Origin of the sequence: Paenibacillus sp. FSL P2-0322 (assembly GCF_037975315.1) — a bacterium.
In the GTDB taxonomy this organism is placed as follows: Bacteria; Bacillota; Bacilli; order Paenibacillales; family Paenibacillaceae; genus Paenibacillus; species Paenibacillus polymyxa_B.
The window spans coordinates 1,706,371-1,722,937 of the sequence record NZ_CP150243.1 but is presented as its reverse complement, the minus strand read 5'-3'; the positions used below and the strand labels follow the sequence as shown (position 1 = coordinate 1,722,937).

Genomic DNA, 16,567 nt, shown 5'->3' with positions numbered 1-16,567 from the left:
AGTCAATATTGTAACCATTACTTTTTTATAATTATTTTAAACTAGCTCGAAAATTCACAACTTATTCACATTTTGAACTTTCGAATATACAAGTAGCTCCTGATTGCTCAGGAGCTACTGTGCTAAACATCTGCAGAAAAGGCTGTACTGTATAACCTTACTATATAATAGGAAGCTTTTTTTTTCAGAACGGGTACATTTACAAAGCTTTTAACGAATAGCTGCTGCGATCAGATCGCCCATTTGAGTTGTCGAGATCGCTTGAGATTTATCCACCGCAATATCCGCCGTACGGTGCCCTGCATCCAGTACCTCAGCTACCGCTTTCTCAATGGCATCAGCTGCCTTCTCGTACCCGAAGGTGAGACGGAACATCAAAGCAACGGACAAAATCGTTGCAATGGGATTCGCCAGTCCTTGACCTGCAATGTCAGGCGCCGATCCATGTACCGGCTCGTATAGGCCGAAGCTGCCTTGTCCAAGTGATGCGGAGGAGAGCATGCCGATGGATCCGGTCAGCATAGCCGCTTCATCACTGAGAATGTCACCAAACATATTTTCCGTCACGATGACGTCAAAGCTAGATGGACGACGCAGCAATTGCATGGCACAGTTATCGACCAATACATGCTCCAACTCGACATCCGGGTAGTCTACAGCAACCCGGTTAACTACTTCACGCCATAAACGGGAGGTTTCCAGTACATTAGCCTTATCCACCGATGCAAGTTTTTTGCGACGTTTTTGTGCAATTTCGAAAGATTGGCGCACAATACGCTCTACTTCCGTTACATTATATGCACAAGTATCAACTGCTTCCTCACCTTGAGGACTTTCTCGTCTGAACTTCTCGCCGAAATAAATGCCGCCCGTCAGTTCGCGCACCACGATCAGGTCCGTTCCTTCCAACACTTCCGGTTTCAATGTAGATGCGTCCTTGAGACAGTCAAAGACGACAGCAGGACGAAGATTCGAAAACAGACCGAGCTCTTTACGAATGCCCAGCAGTCCAGTTTCAGGACGAAGTTCCTTTGGATTGTTGTCCCATTGTGGTCCTCCTACCGCTCCCAGCAGAACGGCATCTGCAGTTTGACATACTGCCAGTGTTTCTTCTGGCAATGGTGTGCCCTTCTTATCAATCGCAATCCCGCCGAACAGCGCATGCTCCGTTTCAAATGAAAGGCCGAACACTTCTTCCGTACGTTTCAAAATTTTTTCTGCCTCTGCGACCACTTCCGGTCCAATTCCATCTCCCGCTATTACCGCAATCTTTTTAACGTCTGCCATCACGTACACTCCTCTTGTTATACAGCTATACAACTGTATTTTTCATACCTTCTTTGTAACATACATGGCAGGGCTTTGACCAAGATATAGAATCTATCAATTCAATAGGCACAGCCTATAAGCTTGTTTTTTCATCAGAGAAAAAGAAAACAGGACCGGAAACACCCGATCCTGTATATATCCAACTCTTAAGTCCGCATAAAATTAGGATTTATAATCTACGCGATTACTGTAGTTTTTACGCTTGTCGATCAAACCATTCAGCGCATCCACGTAAGCCCGAGCACTTGCTTCCAGAATATCGGTGCTTACCCCGCGTCCCTGTACAGACAGTCCGTTTTGCGTCAGTACTACATGGACTTCACCCAGAGCGTCCTTACCATGGGTAACAGACTTGATGGAGTAATCTGAAAGTACAACGCTCTCGCTGCTGGCTTGGTCAATCGCATTATAGATCGCATCGACTGAACCATTTCCTTCAGCTTCTGTCTCGATAACCTGACCTTCATCGTTAACCAGACGCACTTGTGCGGAAGGCGTAGCCTTGTTCCCATAGGTAACAAAGATGGTTTCCAGCTTGAAAACTTCAGGTGCATCGGCCAATTTTTCTTCCAGCAATGCCAAAATATCATCGTCCGAAACTTCCTTCTTCTTATCAGCCAAATCCTTGAACTGCCCAAAAGCGCGATTCAGATCTTCTTCGTTCAATTCGTAGCCCAACTCGATCAAACGCTCACGGAAAGCATGACGACCTGAGTGCTTACCGAGTACCAGCTTGCTTTCTTTCAGACCGATACTTTCTGGTGTCATGATTTCATAGGTCGTTTTCTCTTTCAGCATACCGTCTTGATGAATACCTGATTCGTGCGCAAAAGCATTGGCTCCAACAATCGCCTTGTTGCCCGGCACTACCATCCCCGTCAAACGGCTAACCAAACGGCTCGTGCGCGCAATTTCAGACAATTGCAGAGACGTTTTGGCCTGAAAAAATTCCTGTCTCGTCTCCAGTGCCATGGCGATTTCCTCAATGGCCGTGTTCCCAGCGCGTTCACCGATACCGTTAATGGTTCCCTCAATCTGATCCGCACCGTTCAGAATGGCAGCAAGTGTATTAGCGGTAGCCATTCCCAGGTCATTGTGGCAATGTGCACTCAATTGAATCTTCTCCACATCGACCACATTTTCCTTAATGTGTTTGAATATATTTCCATACTCGTAGGGTGTCAAGTAACCTACCGTATCTGGAATATTGACGACAGAAGCCCCTTCTTGTACAGCCATAGTGACCATTTCAACCACAAAATCAAGCTCTGTACGACCTGCATCCTCCAAAGAAAACTCCACTTTAGGCAAATATTTCAACCCATAGCGTATGGCAGCACGAGCGGTTTCCAATACCTGTGCCTTCTCCATCCGCAGCTTGTGCTGACGGTGAATAGGAGAAGTTGCCAAAAAGATATGGATACACGGGTCCTGAGCTCCCTTGAGTGCCTCGCGAACCGCATCAATATCCTGTTCCCTTGCACGTGAAAGGCCAATAACCGTCGAATTTTTTACAGCTTTTGCTACTGCATTAACAGCCGCCAGATCACCCGGAGAAGCAGCCGGGAACCCAGCCTCCATACGATCGATTCCCAGCTTCTCCAACTGATGAGCGATCTCCACTTTCTCACGAGTATTCAAGTTCACGCCAGGTGACTGTTCTCCGTCTCTCAACGTTGTGTCAAATATATATATTTTGCGCAACCTAACGCACCTCCTCAGGATTAGGACCCTTAAATTACAATGCGGCTCACGCAATAAGCAGGGCCGCATTGTAATTAATATTTATAAATAATTCATGTTGTCGAGTTCATAGTACAAAAGATTATTACTTTTTGATCCAATGCATCATTTCACGCAATTGTCCGCCCACCACTTCAATCGGATGGTTAGCTTCATTACGACGAGTAGCCGTCAGGAATGCACGTCCAGATTGATTTTCAAGGATGAAGTCACGAGCAAATTTACCTTGTTGAATGTCAGTCAATACATCCTTCATGGCTTTCTTCGTATCTTCCGTTACCACGCGTGGTCCAGTTACATAATCGCCATATTCCGCTGTATTACTGATGGAATCACGCATCGTTGCCAATCCACCTTCATACATCAGGTCAACGATCAGCTTAAGCTCATGCAAGCATTCAAAGTATGCCATCTCAGGAGCATACCCCGCTTCAGTCAATGTTTCAAAGCCCGCTTTTACAAGTGCGCTCACGCCGCCACACAATACCGCCTGCTCACCGAACAGATCCGTCTCCGTTTCTTCACGGAAGGAGGTTTCAATTACGCCCGCACGTGTACAGCCAATGCCTTTTGCGTAAGCAAGACCGATTTCTTTGGCTTGACCCGTTGCGTCCTGCTCAATTGCGATCAACCCCGGTACCCCAAACCCTTCTACATAGGTACGACGTACCATATGTCCTGGGGATTTTGGAGCAACCAGCAATACATCGCTATCTTTAGGAGCTACGATTTGTCCAAAATGAACGTTGAAACCATGGGAGAACAAAAGAGCTGCGCCTTTTTTCAGGTTAGGTTCAATTTCATTTTTGTACACAGAAGCTTGAGTTTCATCAGGTAACAAAATTTGAACCACATCTGCACGGCTTGTTGCATCAGCTACGTTCAGAACTTCGAAACCGTCGTTTCTTGCGACATCAGCTGATTTGCCTTCACGCAAACCAATAACAACATTCACACCACTGTCACGCAAGTTTTGTGCCTGAGCATGTCCTTGGCTACCGTAACCGATAACGGCCACTGTCTTTCCTTTCAATACGCTGAGTTCTGCATCTTTTTCGTAGTACGTTGTAACTGCCATGGTTAATTTCCTCCTTTTAATTGGACCCTTCATAATGAGCGGGTACTCCAAGAGACTTCCCTCGTGATTAGTATCTAAAAATCTCTTCGAGCCCCCGCTCTTATGCGGGCGGTTCTTTATTGATGTAATGCGCTATAAGCGGTAATTCGTTAAAGCTCCATATTAAGCATTGCCACGTATCATAGCTGTAACCCCGGTTCGAGTCAACTCCCGAATACCGTAAGGCTTCAACAACTCGATCATGGCATCAATTTTTTCTGTATCGCCAATGACCTGTACGATCAAGCTCGTCGTTCCAACATCAATTACAGCTGCTCTGAATGTTTCTACCACGCCCATGATCTCTGGCCGCTGAGGCGGTTCTGCCTTTACCTTTATCATCGCCAATTCCCGAGCTACCATCGGCTTGGAACTGAGATCAATGACCTTGATCACATCAACCAGCTTGTAAAGCTGCTTTTCAATCTGCTCCAGGTTGTTCTCATCCCCTACAGTCACAATGACCATACGGGATAATCCAACTTCTTCCGATTGTCCCACAGTTATGCTCTCAATGTTAAAGCCTCGGCGACCGAACAGGCCGGAAACACGTTGCAAAACGCCGGGTTGATCATTTACCAGTACAGCAATGGTATTTTTTGTTGTCATTTTACTCGTCCCCCATCAGCATTTGATCAATTGTCGAACCTTGCGTCACCATCGGATATACATTCTCTTCCTTGCTGACTACAAACTCGACAACGACCGGTCCGGGTGTATCAAGCGCCTCCTGCCAAGCCCGACGTGCCTCTTCCTTATTCGTAGCACGCAGCCCTTTGACACCGTATGCTTCGGCAAGTTTCACAAAATCCGGACTTCCAGCCAGGTCAATGTGACTGTACCGATTGTCATAGATCAATTCCTGCCATTGGCGAACCATTCCAAGCACCTGGTTGTTGATAATAACGATTTTAACCGGAATGTTATTGATTGCACAGATGGCTAATTCCTGCGAACACATCTGCATACCGCCGTCCCCGTTAATCGATATTACTAATCTGTCGGGATTGGCCATCTGAGCACCGATTGCAGAAGGGAAACCAAATCCCATCGTACCGAGTCCACCAGAGGTGACCCATGAGCGTGGCTGATTGAATTTGTAATACTGCGCTGCCCACATTTGATGCTGTCCCACGTCCGTCGTTACGATTGCGCCGCCCTTGGTCGTTTCATCCAACAACTCAACAACCCATTGTGGTTTAAGCACCGTTTCAGAATCCTTATAAGAATAAGGTTTCTCATTCTTCCAACGCTGAATTTGCGCTCTCCATGCATCAGCTCGATCCGCGCGTTTCACATCCTGATTCAGCAATTCCAGCACTGCCTTCACGTCACCCACGATAGGAATATCCGCTGCAACATTTTTTCCAATTTCAGCAGGGTCGATATCAATGTGGACGATTTTAGCTTGAGGAGCAAACCCATCCAACTTGCCTGTTACCCGATCATCGAAGCGGGCTCCGATACAGATCAACAGATCTGACTGTTGAATCGCCTGATTGGAGGTGTATGTTCCATGCATCCCCGGCATCCCCGTCCACAGTTCATGTCCACTTGGGAAACCACCCAATCCGAGCAATGTTGTCGTAATAGGAATTTCCGTTTTACGAACAAACTCGTAAAGTGCTTCATGTCCACCGGAGTATACAACTCCTCCACCTGCCAGAATGAATGGACGTTCTGCTTCGGAAATAGCTTGAGTTAGCTTGTCTAGTTGAATTTTGTTGGGCAGCACTTTCGGGTTATAACCCCGCATGGTCACTGGTCCCGTTTGTGGAACGAACAACGTCTGGGCTGCGGAAATATCCTTCGGAATATCAATCAGCACCGGTCCCTTCCGCCCTGTGTTGGCAATATGAAATGCCTCATGGATGATTCGCGGCAGATCCTCTACATCTCTTACCAGATAGCTGTGCTTCGTAATCGGCATTGTAATTCCCGTGATATCGGCTTCCTGGAAAGCATCCGTACCGATCAGGGAAGATATAACGTTACCCGTGATGACCACCAACGGCACCGAATCCATAAAAGCTGTCGCAATACCAGTTACCAGGTTTGTCGCTCCAGGTCCAGAAGTCGCGATACATACGCCCACTTTACCGCTCGCCCGTGCATAACCATCTGCCGCATGAATAGCTCCTTGCTCGTGACGAGTGAGGACATGCTTGAAATCCTTAAAGCCATACATGGCATCATAGATATAAAGCACTGCACCACCTGGATATCCGAAGACACAATCTACTCCCTCCAGCAACAGGCTACGGAGTAAAATTTCCGAACCTGTAATCACTTCAGGCTTCATCCACTTTTCACGTAATTCATTGGTTGACCTAACTTCAGGAATTTGTGCACTCATTGGTCATCCTCCTTTACAAAATTTACATACATCTGACATTTGTAAAAACAAAAAAACCTTTCATCCCTAGAACAGACTTGCTGTTACTGAGGGACGAAAGGCTGTAGCTTCCGTGGTACCACCCGTGTTTGCCCGATATTTCGCAATATCGAACCTTGGCAGGTACAGAAATCGCAAAGGATCTCCATATCTGGCGTCTGTAACGTAGACCGTACGATTTTCCCTAATAGGTGATTCAGCGCACCGTTAATATCATCGGGCCCAAATACTTTTCAGGAAAACAGCTCCAAGGTGAGCTCGTTAAAAAGGGATTTTGGTGAAGCTTGCAGCTAATGCCTCACTCTCTGAACAAAAGAGCCCTAATCACTTCGTCCTCTTCATTGCCGTTGAGTTCATGTCATTCTTTCAAATGTTTAGACACATTATATGTCTCTCATCTGGGATAGTCAATACCCATATTTCATAAAAATTTATGTTTCTTTTCTGAAGCACCTCAGAGTCGCACGCTTGTAAGAGGTACCCGCATATTATAAAAAAGACCACACGGTGAGACAGTGTACTCCTCCAAAGCCACGTCTTATCTTGTTAAAAGGGTAGAAAAGGAGGCCCGTTTATGATTCGAAAACGCAGCTCTCAAGATGACACCATCATCTTTCGCCTAATCGAGCAAGAGCTTGTCCCCCTATCGCATTTAAGTGCCCAAGAAATGGAACAAATACGCAAAGAATTACCCCGGCGCTTAAACCGGGGCATCACTTTTGTAGCTTGCAGACCGGATAATGCACAGGTTGTTGGCTTCATTCATGTTATGCTGCATGGCGAACTATTATACATTGATTTGATCGCAATCTCTTCGGCTCATCAAGGTATGCGATACGGAAAAAAACTGCTGGAGCATGCCGAACACTACGGACGACTACGTCGCTGCAAGCGGGCTAAAGTTATGGTGGACGAAGACAATATCAGGGGGATCCATTTTTATCTGCGTCATCAATATCAAATACTGCGATACGTAGCTCTGAGCCGATGCCATGAACTCGAAAAGTCACTGTAAAAAGTATCTTTTTCGGGCTCAAAATTTTGTATGACTAAAATAAATTAGGGTAATACGGATATCCTACTCCGGGGTATCCCCCGTCTGTATACGGGCCTGGCTGCGGACCATATCCTGGTCCTCCATAACCTGGACCGTAGCCTCCATATCCCCCACCATAGGCACCAATGTATGGAGCTGTGCCGATGGCAAGCAAGTCAAACAGCACCAGAGGAATAATCGCCTTCGTGTTTACCTTTTTCTTGCGGTTTGGTTGAAGAACCAGTCGGTTACCCGAAATGCGAATCAGCTTGCCGCTGACCTGGGAACCATCCTTGCGAGTAGCAAAGATGACTTTGCCGACAAGCTTCTCCACCTGCTTTCTGGTTACTGCCTGTTTCATCGTATTTCCTCCTTCTTTCTCAACGGATGGACAGATTGAACGGCTCCTTGATAGCTCATCACCACCACAAAATAGACCGGAGCTGACAGGGGCCGAGCGTCCCGTCCAATCTGCATAGCACAGTCTATTCCATTCATGCCAGTAGCGTATGTTTAAATGCCTGCACAATATAAAAAAATCTGGTACCTGCACATGCAGATACCAGATTTTTATACACCAGGATTTTGCGAAATTCGATTCCAGTCGCTCCGAAGTGCAAGATATAGACGAACTAAACCATTTCGATCTATATCTTGTTCACTGGAAGTCGCTTATGGGATTTTTGCAAAATCCTCACACCAATGTACATTTTTCAAAACATGCACATTAGCTGTCTATAAGTTTTAACGCTTGCTTGGATCATAAAGTTGACCTAAAGCGGCCGGAGCGCGTGAACGTCCGACAGCCGCTACCAGTACAATAATCGTCAGGAGATACGGCAACATAAAAATAATTTCCTGGGGAATACTTTGCGACCATGCGAACAGCTGCACATAGTTGCGAATGGCTTGTGAAAAACCAAAAAACACTGCTGCGCCAAAAGCGCCGAGCGGATTCCATTTACCGAAAATCATAGCGGCAATAGCAATATATCCCTGCCCCGAAACTGTATTGTGCGAGAACATGTTGGTTGTAGTCAGAGTAATTGTAGCTCCACCAATCCCAGCCAACGCCCCACTGATCATAACACCAATATAACGAAGACGATTTACTTTAATTCCCACTGTATCGGCCGCTCCTGGATGCTCCCCAACGGAACGCAAACGTAAGCCAAACGGTGTTTTATACAAAGTAAAATAGCCAATAATAACTAATAGAATGGCTAAATATGTCGTTGGGTAAGCTTGGAAAAAGGCTTTTCCTGCAATCGGGATATCCACAAGGTAAGGGATGGATATTTCGTTAAAACCCTGAATCCGACCGGTGTCACCATCTCCCTCAAATAAAAGCTTAACCATGTACAGTGTACTACCTGCTGCCAGAAAGTTAATAACTATACCGCTTATAACCTGATCGGCTTTAAACGTAATAGAGGCTACAGCATGAATTAGCGAAACCAAAATACCGAACACGGCAGCTGACAGCACACCTACCCAAGCCGCAGAGGTGCCTCCTAGTCCAGCTTGCTCGGCATAAAATCCGCCAACACCCGCTGCAAACGCTCCAAATACCATAAGTCCTTCCAACCCGAGGTTCGTTACACCGGATTTTTCTGAAAAAACTCCGCCGAGAGACGCAAAAATAATCGCCGTCGCAAAAACGAGCGTTGTATGGATTAATTCACCAAGTGTTAACCAACTCATTTTACAACACCTTCTCTTTCTTCCGCTTGGAGTAGAGCGGCTTCACAACCCAACGTACAATACCTTGGGCCGCAATGAAGAAAATAATCGAGCCAATGACAACCCGGATAATCTCGGGCGGTACATCTGCGCTAAAGCTCATCCCCGCAGAACCATACGTAAGCGTTCCGAACAAAACAGAACCGAGCAGCACACCGAATGGGTTATTCATCCCAATCAGAGCTACAGCGATACCATCAAAACCCGTTCCCGGTGATCCTGCCATGACAGATTGATAATGGAATACTCCCAGCACTTCAAAGGCGCCTGCCAATCCGGCAAAAACCCCACTAATAAACATCGCTTTTATGATATTACGATTTACATTCATACCTGCATAACGGGATGCATCCTGATTAAATCCGACAGCCCGAAGCTCATAGCCCTGCTTTGTTTTCCACATGAAAATGTAGAAAAAAACTGCTGCCAGCACAGCAATAACTGTGCCCCAATGTACCCGAGCATTCCCCATCATCTGGGACAGCCATTCGATGGAAATTGAAGCAGAAGGCTGAATATCCACAGAACGATTTTCACCATCCATAAGTGCGAACTGATTGATCACCAAATTAGCCAAATACAGACCGATCCAGTTCATCATAATACATGTAATAACTTCATTAACGCCTCGTTTGGCCTTCAAATAGCCAGCAATCGCAGCCCACAGACCTCCGAAAACTGCACCTGCAATCACAGCTAGCGGTGCATGAATGATAGCTGGCAACCCATGAAGTTTAATGCCCACAATCGAAGCAGCTGTCATACCTACCAGAAACTGACCTTCGCCGCCGATATTAAACAAACCGGCGCGGGCCGCAAAAGCAAATGCCAACCCCGTTAAAATCAGCGGAGTCATCTCACGGATAGCCTCTCCAAAGTTGTAGGAATCTCCGTATACACGGCTAAACAAAGCAGAATAGGCCACAATAGGGTCATACCCGCCAATCAGCATCACAATAGCACCCAGAAGGAGACCCAAAATAATAGAGACCAGCGCCAGTACAAAGGAGTCTTTTGTGAATATTTTCAATAGATTAGCCATTCTCTACTCCTTTCTTCACTGCACTTCCTGCCATCATCAGTCCCAGTTCCTGGTCATTCGTTTCTTCTGGCAGCACTTCCCCGACAATCTTGCCCTCATAGATGACAGCAATTCGGTCGGATACATTCATAATCTCGTCCAGTTCAAAAGATATGAGCAATACAGCTTTACCTTGGTCCCGTTGGGCAATCAGTTGTTTCTGGACAAATTCAATAGCTCCGACATCCAGACCGCGTGTAGGCTGTGCTGCAATGAGAAGGTCTGGATTTTTATCAATTTCACGCGCAATGATAGCCTTCTGCTGGTTCCCACCAGATAATGCTCTTGCCTTCGTGTGAATATCCGGTGTTCTTACATCAAACTTTTCGATAAGACTTTTGGCCTGTTTCTCTATAGCATCTTTGTTCAAGAAGCCATTTTTACTGTAAGGCGCCTGGTAATACGTCTCCAGCACCATATTTTCACTCATAGAAAAATCGAGCACCAACCCATGCTTATGACGGTCCTCCGGTATATGTGAAACGCCTGCCTCTGAAATTTTGCGTGGTGGCTGATTGGCCACCTCTTGTCCGAGCAAACGAATGCTCCCACCATCCACCTTGCGTAAGCCTGTCAAAGCTTCGATCAGCTCACTCTGTCCATTACCATCTACTCCGGCAATCCCCAAAATCTCGCCCGCCTTAACCTGCAGGTTCAACTCATTTAGAACATTAATGCCATCCTTGTTTTTAGAAATTACATTGTTCATTTCCAGTACCGTCTGTCCTGGTTGCGCAAGCTGCTTGTCCACTTTAAAGGACACACGACGGCCCACCATTTTTTCAGCCAGCTCATTGGGTGTTGTTTCAGACGTCTTGACCGTATCAATAACCTGACCTCTGCGAATGATCGTAACCGTATCTGCAATTTGCATAATTTCTTTAAGTTTATGAGTAATAAGAATAATTGATTTGCCTTCAGCGACCAAGCGTTTCATAATGTCCAGCAACTCAGTGATCTCCTGCGGTGTCAGTACAGCTGTAGGCTCATCGAAAATCAGAATATCTGCACCACGATAGAGCGTTTTAATAATTTCTACACGTTGCTGCATACCAACAGATATATCCTCAATTTTGGCATTCGGATTTACCTGAAGGCCGTACTGCTCAGACAACCGCTGTACTTCTGCGGCAGCCTTTTTATAATTGATTTTCAGACCCTTACGTGGCTCCGAGCCCAGGACAATATTTTCGGTCACGGTAAACGGCTGTACGAGTTTAAAATGCTGATGCACCATGCCAATCCCCAGATCAATCGCCTTATTTGGACTATCAATCTGTACGGGTTTACCTCCGATTTCAATTGTCCCTTCATCCGGCTGATACAGTCCGAAAAGAATATTCATAAGCGTAGATTTACCCGCGCCATTCTCACCCAAAAGGGCATGAATTTCTCCCTTATGCAGCTTGATGCTGATGGAGTCGTTGGCAACGATGCCGGGGAATCGTTTTGTAATTTGCTTTAACTCAACGACGGGGGTCGCTGCATCCATGAGATCACCCTTATACACTTTATAGTATGTGCTCCAATGAGCTGATTTTGCCCGTTATAATCCATATAACTCCAGACGTAAGAACAAGGCTAGTCTTATGAACCAGCCTTGTCGCCACCTATATGTTCTTCAAGCCAAACTTATTTCGAAGGAACTGTAATTTCGCCCTTAATAATTTTTTGCTTGTATTGTTCTACAAGATCAAGCACGTCTTTAGGTACGTTTTTCGTTGATGTGTCTGCCAAACCAATACCATTATCCTTCAGAGCCAGTGTCTCGACACCGCCCTTAAATTTACCGTCAATCACTTCTTTAGATACGCGTTTTACAGCTTCATCTACACGTTTTACCATCGAAGTCAATGTTACGTCGTCACCAAACTCAAGCGATTGGTCTTTATCTACGCCAATAACCCATACTTGCTGCCCTTGTTGCTTACGTGCGAGTGCTTCGTTAAATACACCTGTACCAGATCCGCCAGCTGCATGGAAAATAATATCCGCACCGCTGTTATAGATCGTCGCAGCTGCTGCTTTACCCAGGTCCGGCTTATCAAATGCACCTGTGTAGTTAACTTCCAATTTTGCATTTGGATTTACAGCTTTAATTCCTGCTTCGAATCCTTTTTCAAAACGTTTGATCAACGGGCTGTCTTGTCCACCCACAAAACCAATTTTGTTTGTTTTGGTAAGTTTACCAGCTACAACCCCCACCAAGAAGGAACCTTCATTTTCAGCAAAAACAACCGATTTCACGTTAGGCGCATCCACGACACTGTCAATGATCGCCAAGTTTTTGCTTGGGTTGTCTTTCGCTACTTGTCCAATCGCATTCGCCAGATTAAAACCGATTCCCCAAGTCAAGTTAAAATCACCCTTAACAAATTGGTTCAGGTTAGGAATATAATCTTGATCGGATTTACTTTGCAGGTATTTAACTTTAGCGCCTGATTCTTTCTCAGTGGCTTGTAGTGCCTCCCAAGCAGATTGGTTAAACGATTTGTCGTTTACTCCACCCACATCTGTAACCATGCCAATTTGGACATTCGATGTTTTGGCAGAACCACCTGTGTCTCCACCATTTGCGTTGGACGCACCTTGATTTTTGTTACCGCAGCCTGCGAGAATGACCGAGATCGCCAGCAGCATAACCAAAGACATACTGAACATTTTCTTCATGCTGATACTGTTCCCCCTTAGTGTTAGATCCCTGGACTGTCTCTTTTCTTTGAACATGTACATGCTCATGCATGTCATTTACTGACGAGACAGATCGTACAGAAGACTTACTTTAGAGATTATACAATTATGATCGGCTAAAATCTAGACAATTAATAACCTTGGGTCAATTTTTTTTAAAGTTCCATCAATGTAAGCGCTACAAAGTTAAAAAAAACATACATTCTTCCATCTCACGTCATATTTATTCGTATTTTGGAGAAAACGAAGTCTTTACCGTAACATTGAGTATGTACAAAAAAAGGCATCCCTACACAGCGTACTGCTTGGGATACCTTTTTACCACTTTCGCGGTTTCCACGCTTCATTATTAATAATTAAGCGTTGATTTTGCCTTTAGCAACAGTTGCCAAAGAGTTGAATGCATTAATATCATTGACTGCAAGATCAGCCAAGATTTTGCGGTTAATGTCCACACCAGCCAATTTCAGGCCGTGCATCAATTTGCTGTAAGACAAACCGTTCAAACGAGCTGCTGCGTTGATACGCACGATCCACAGTCTGCGGAAGTTACGTTTCGTCTGACGACGGTCACGGTATGCGTAAACAAGCGATTTCATTACCTGCTCGTTAGCTGTTTTAAAAATGCGGTGTTTGGAACCAAAATAACCTTTAGCAAGCTTCAATACTTTTTTATGACGACGACGAACGACGAATCCGCCCTTTACTCTTGCCATATCAATAGACCTCCCAAATAATGTTTATACTTCATTCATTGCAGTGCTAGTGCTATTTCAGGTTAGCAAGACCTTGTTTCAGACGTTTAACGTCCCCAGGTGCCATCTCAGGGTTAGTACCCAGAACGCGTTTTGCACGTTTGGATTTGTGGGAAAGCAAATGGTTTTTGTAAGCTTTGTAACGCATTACTTTACCAGTACCGGTAATTTTGAAGCGGCCTTTAAGGCTGCTATGTGTTTTCATTTTAGGCATTGAACTTCCTCCTTAATTTGTCATTGACTCTTTGGAGCCAATATCATAATCATGCTGCGTCCTTCGAGCTTGGGTTGGCGCTCCACGGTACAAAGATCAGCAACTTCCAATTTCACACGTTCGAGAATTTTTTGACCCACATTAGCATGAGTAATTTCACGACCGCGGAAACGAACGGAGCATTTCACCTTGTCCCCTTCATTCAGGAACTTCACCACATTGCGAAACTTGGTTTGGTAGTCATGTTCCTCGATGTTGGAACGGAACCATACCTCTTTGATGTCAACGATCTTCTGGTTTTTACGGGCTTCCTTTTCTTTCTTCTGTTGCTCATAGCGGAATTTTCCGTAATCCATAATCCGACACACGGGCGGCTTCGCTTGAGGCGCCACGTTCACGAGATCCAAGTTTGCGTCAATCGCCATTTGCAAAGCTTCACGCGTCGGTGTAATCCCGATTTGTTCCCCATTTGCACCAACTAGACGTACTTCTCTCACCCGAATCTCATCATTGATCATATGTTCCTTACTAATAACCCTCCACCTCCAGAACCTGTTATTGTTGTATTGTGTTTAAGCACAAAAAAGGGATGACGACTACACAGCCGACATCCCTGTCTGATACTCAATTCATCATGAAAGTTCAATTCACAAATCATTGGATCATGACCAGCCGGCAATACCGGGCAGGTGAGAAGTCGGACCTTCTACTTGTTAATCCATCTTTTCAATTAACATACTCGAATATCTTATCACGGTGCAATCGTGGTGTCAACCCTTTAATGAAAAATGAATGACACCGATCTTCAGTCCTATTTCACCGTCCAATTAACCTTGCTTACTTTGAACCTCTTCCAAGCGAACGACACGCGTATGCTGGGTATGGCTCCATTGCTTATTGTTCTGTGTAAAGAACGCATAGACCGTAATCGGATACCACGAAATCGCATAGATCGGGAACAGCAATAAGTACAGATATACTTTTTTGAATGTGACCTTTTCCAAAATCATTGCGATCACAAAAGTAGCAACATTCAGACCAATAGCTATAACACCAGTCCAAGCTGGTAACTGTACATAGATGTTCTCGATATTAGGTCCACCAAAGAAGGCGATATCTATCCACATCGCTACTGTCATCAAGAAGGTGAGCAGTACGATATACACGTTCAGACCATAAAGAGCCATATCGAATTTAATCAGGCTTCTATGCTTGATACTTTGCCACAGCAACGGGAAGAAATAACGACGAGCAACAGTGAAGTGACCTTGCATCCAGCGCAGACGCTGTCTTGACGAGGCCTTGAATGTCAACGGCTTTTCATCATATACCTTGGCATCGTAATTAAATCTTGGATATACGTTGCACTGTGTGCAGCGCATGGTGAATTCCAAATCCTCTACCAGACTTGTCGCACCCCAGCCCATTTCCTTAAGCAGATTTGTTTCAAAGCACATGCCTGTACCACCGAGGAAATTAGCCATGTTCAGATTGTGACGTGACAGCTGCCACAAACGGTTGATGTACCAATAAGATACCCCGTATGCCGCTGTAATCCAAGAATCCTCAGGATTCTTAGTATCAATGTACCCCTGAATAACACGGGCACCTGTACACAGATCATTGTTCATTTCACTCAAGAAATTGGTATGCGCCAAATTGTCAGCATCAAACATGACAATAGCATCATATTGGCGCGGCATAGCCCATAATTCCTTGAGCATCCACTCAATAGCGTAGCCTTTACCACGCAGATTCGGGTTCGTACGTTCACAAGCATTCATGCCGTGAGCGCGAACGATGTCCGCAGTCTTATCTGTACAGTTATCACAGATTACGAACACATCGTAAAGTTCCTTCGGATAATCAAGTTGCTTCAAATTTTCCATCAATGCTCCGACAACCTGTTCTTCATTGTGGGCAGCGACTAAAATGGCAAATGATTTTTCTGGAGCCGCGTGCTCTTTCCTTTTCTTGCGAACCAATCCGAACAAGGAGAATGCAAACTGATAGACTGCGATCACCGCCAGTATGATCTGGAGCGTCACGAAAATAGCGTCTAACATGATCTCTTGTTACCCCCTTTTTATACCCCTTAAAATCTTGCGTTTGTTTGTTTTCTATCTGTGTAGCGCAAGTTGCGGCGCTTTGCGCGCCTTTTCTGTAGTTTTTGACCCGACCCTTGCTTTCTTCATTGGCTGTGCGCAGCCCCCTTTTGGCTGACACAGGAATGCCATTACGATTTTCGTTGGTTTTCAATCTTTTGTCAAAGCCCTTAAACTGGTCTCAGCAGCAAAAAAACACAACAAACTCCCGTTTGAACCGGGAATGCGGCGCTGGGCTTCTCATTCATGACGCTTAGGTCTTATTTTCATCCATTTGCTAACTTTTTATTTCTTTGGTCCCTCCTTTTTGTGGGCCAATTAGCAACCACTTCTAAACACTCTATCTTATTAGACGGAT

At 45.3% G+C, this 16,567-nt stretch carries 15 protein-coding genes; 1 reads left to right on the top strand and 14 read right to left on the bottom strand.

Annotation, left to right across the window (positions count from 1 at the left end; translation table 11 throughout):
- Window positions 1-210: 210 nt before the first annotated feature.
- From leuB to ilvB, 5 genes are all read right to left on the bottom strand, one after another.
- On the bottom strand, window positions 211-1,287 hold the full coding sequence (gene leuB, locus MKY24_RS07575; RefSeq protein ID WP_023987762.1) for a 3-isopropylmalate dehydrogenase: 1,077 nt from the start codon (window positions 1,285-1,287) through the stop codon (window positions 211-213).
- A gap of 204 nt (window positions 1,288-1,491) precedes the next feature.
- The gene (locus MKY24_RS07570) at window positions 1,492-3,033 is read right to left on the bottom strand and encodes a 2-isopropylmalate synthase (RefSeq protein WP_025724101.1); all 1,542 of its coding nucleotides are present in this window, start codon (window positions 3,031-3,033) and stop codon (window positions 1,492-1,494) included.
- Window positions 3,034-3,157: 124 nt separating this feature from the next.
- The gene (gene ilvC / locus MKY24_RS07565) at window positions 3,158-4,150 is read right to left on the bottom strand and encodes a ketol-acid reductoisomerase (protein ID WP_013309387.1); all 993 of its coding nucleotides are present in this window, start codon (window positions 4,148-4,150) and stop codon (window positions 3,158-3,160) included.
- Between the two features lie 162 nt (window positions 4,151-4,312).
- Window positions 4,313-4,798 (bottom strand): acetolactate synthase small subunit, encoded by a 486-nt coding sequence (gene ilvN / locus MKY24_RS07560; RefSeq protein WP_023987760.1) that lies wholly within the window; start codon window positions 4,796-4,798, stop codon window positions 4,313-4,315.
- A gap of 1 nt (window position 4,799) precedes the next feature.
- Complete coding sequence (gene ilvB / locus MKY24_RS07555) at window positions 4,800-6,545, bottom strand: biosynthetic-type acetolactate synthase large subunit (protein ID WP_339201689.1); 1,746 nt, start codon at window positions 6,543-6,545, stop codon at window positions 4,800-4,802.
- A gap of 613 nt (window positions 6,546-7,158) precedes the next feature.
- On the opposite strand from ilvB, the gene MKY24_RS07550 reads away from it, so the two are divergent.
- Window positions 7,159-7,599, top strand: coding sequence for a GNAT family N-acetyltransferase (locus MKY24_RS07550; protein ID WP_068940002.1), 441 nt, complete (start codon window positions 7,159-7,161; stop codon window positions 7,597-7,599).
- Window positions 7,600-7,633: 34 nt separating this feature from the next.
- Here the strand turns inward: MKY24_RS07550 and MKY24_RS07545 are convergent, their stop codons facing one another.
- The 9 genes from MKY24_RS07545 to MKY24_RS07505 form a co-directional block, all read right to left on the bottom strand.
- Window positions 7,634-7,981, bottom strand: a complete 348-nt coding sequence (locus MKY24_RS07545) for a hypothetical protein (protein WP_023987757.1) — start codon at window positions 7,979-7,981, stop codon at window positions 7,634-7,636.
- A 383-nt stretch (window positions 7,982-8,364) separates the two neighbouring features.
- Window positions 8,365-9,324, bottom strand: coding sequence for an ABC transporter permease (locus tag MKY24_RS07540; protein WP_010349245.1), 960 nt, complete (start codon window positions 9,322-9,324; stop codon window positions 8,365-8,367).
- 1 nt (window position 9,325) lies between these two features.
- Complete coding sequence (locus MKY24_RS07535; protein ID WP_013309382.1) at window positions 9,326-10,405, bottom strand: ABC transporter permease; 1,080 nt, start codon at window positions 10,403-10,405, stop codon at window positions 9,326-9,328.
- A complete protein-coding gene (locus MKY24_RS07530) occupies window positions 10,398-11,936 on the bottom strand; it encodes an ABC transporter ATP-binding protein (RefSeq protein ID WP_023987756.1) in 1,539 nt (512 codons plus the stop codon). The genes MKY24_RS07535 and MKY24_RS07530 overlap by 8 nt, the downstream gene beginning before the upstream one ends.
- 140 nt (window positions 11,937-12,076) lie before the next feature.
- The gene (locus MKY24_RS07525) at window positions 12,077-13,114 is read right to left on the bottom strand and encodes a BMP family protein (protein ID WP_023987755.1); all 1,038 of its coding nucleotides are present in this window, start codon (window positions 13,112-13,114) and stop codon (window positions 12,077-12,079) included.
- 377 nt (window positions 13,115-13,491) lie between these two features.
- Window positions 13,492-13,851 (bottom strand): 50S ribosomal protein L20, encoded by a 360-nt coding sequence (gene rplT, locus MKY24_RS07520; RefSeq protein ID WP_007429517.1) that lies wholly within the window; start codon window positions 13,849-13,851, stop codon window positions 13,492-13,494.
- Window positions 13,852-13,903: 52 nt separating this feature from the next.
- Window positions 13,904-14,104 carry a 50S ribosomal protein L35 gene (rpmI, locus tag MKY24_RS07515; RefSeq protein ID WP_013309379.1) on the bottom strand — a complete coding sequence of 67 codons (201 nt, stop codon included), beginning with the start codon at window positions 14,102-14,104 and terminating at the stop codon, window positions 13,904-13,906.
- A gap of 20 nt (window positions 14,105-14,124) precedes the next feature.
- Complete coding sequence (gene infC / locus MKY24_RS07510) at window positions 14,125-14,622, bottom strand: translation initiation factor IF-3 (protein WP_013309378.1); 498 nt, start codon at window positions 14,620-14,622, stop codon at window positions 14,125-14,127.
- A gap of 309 nt (window positions 14,623-14,931) precedes the next feature.
- Window positions 14,932-16,170, bottom strand: a complete 1,239-nt coding sequence (locus MKY24_RS07505; protein WP_023987754.1) for a glycosyltransferase family 2 protein — start codon at window positions 16,168-16,170, stop codon at window positions 14,932-14,934.
- Window positions 16,171-16,567: the final 397 nt, after the last annotated feature.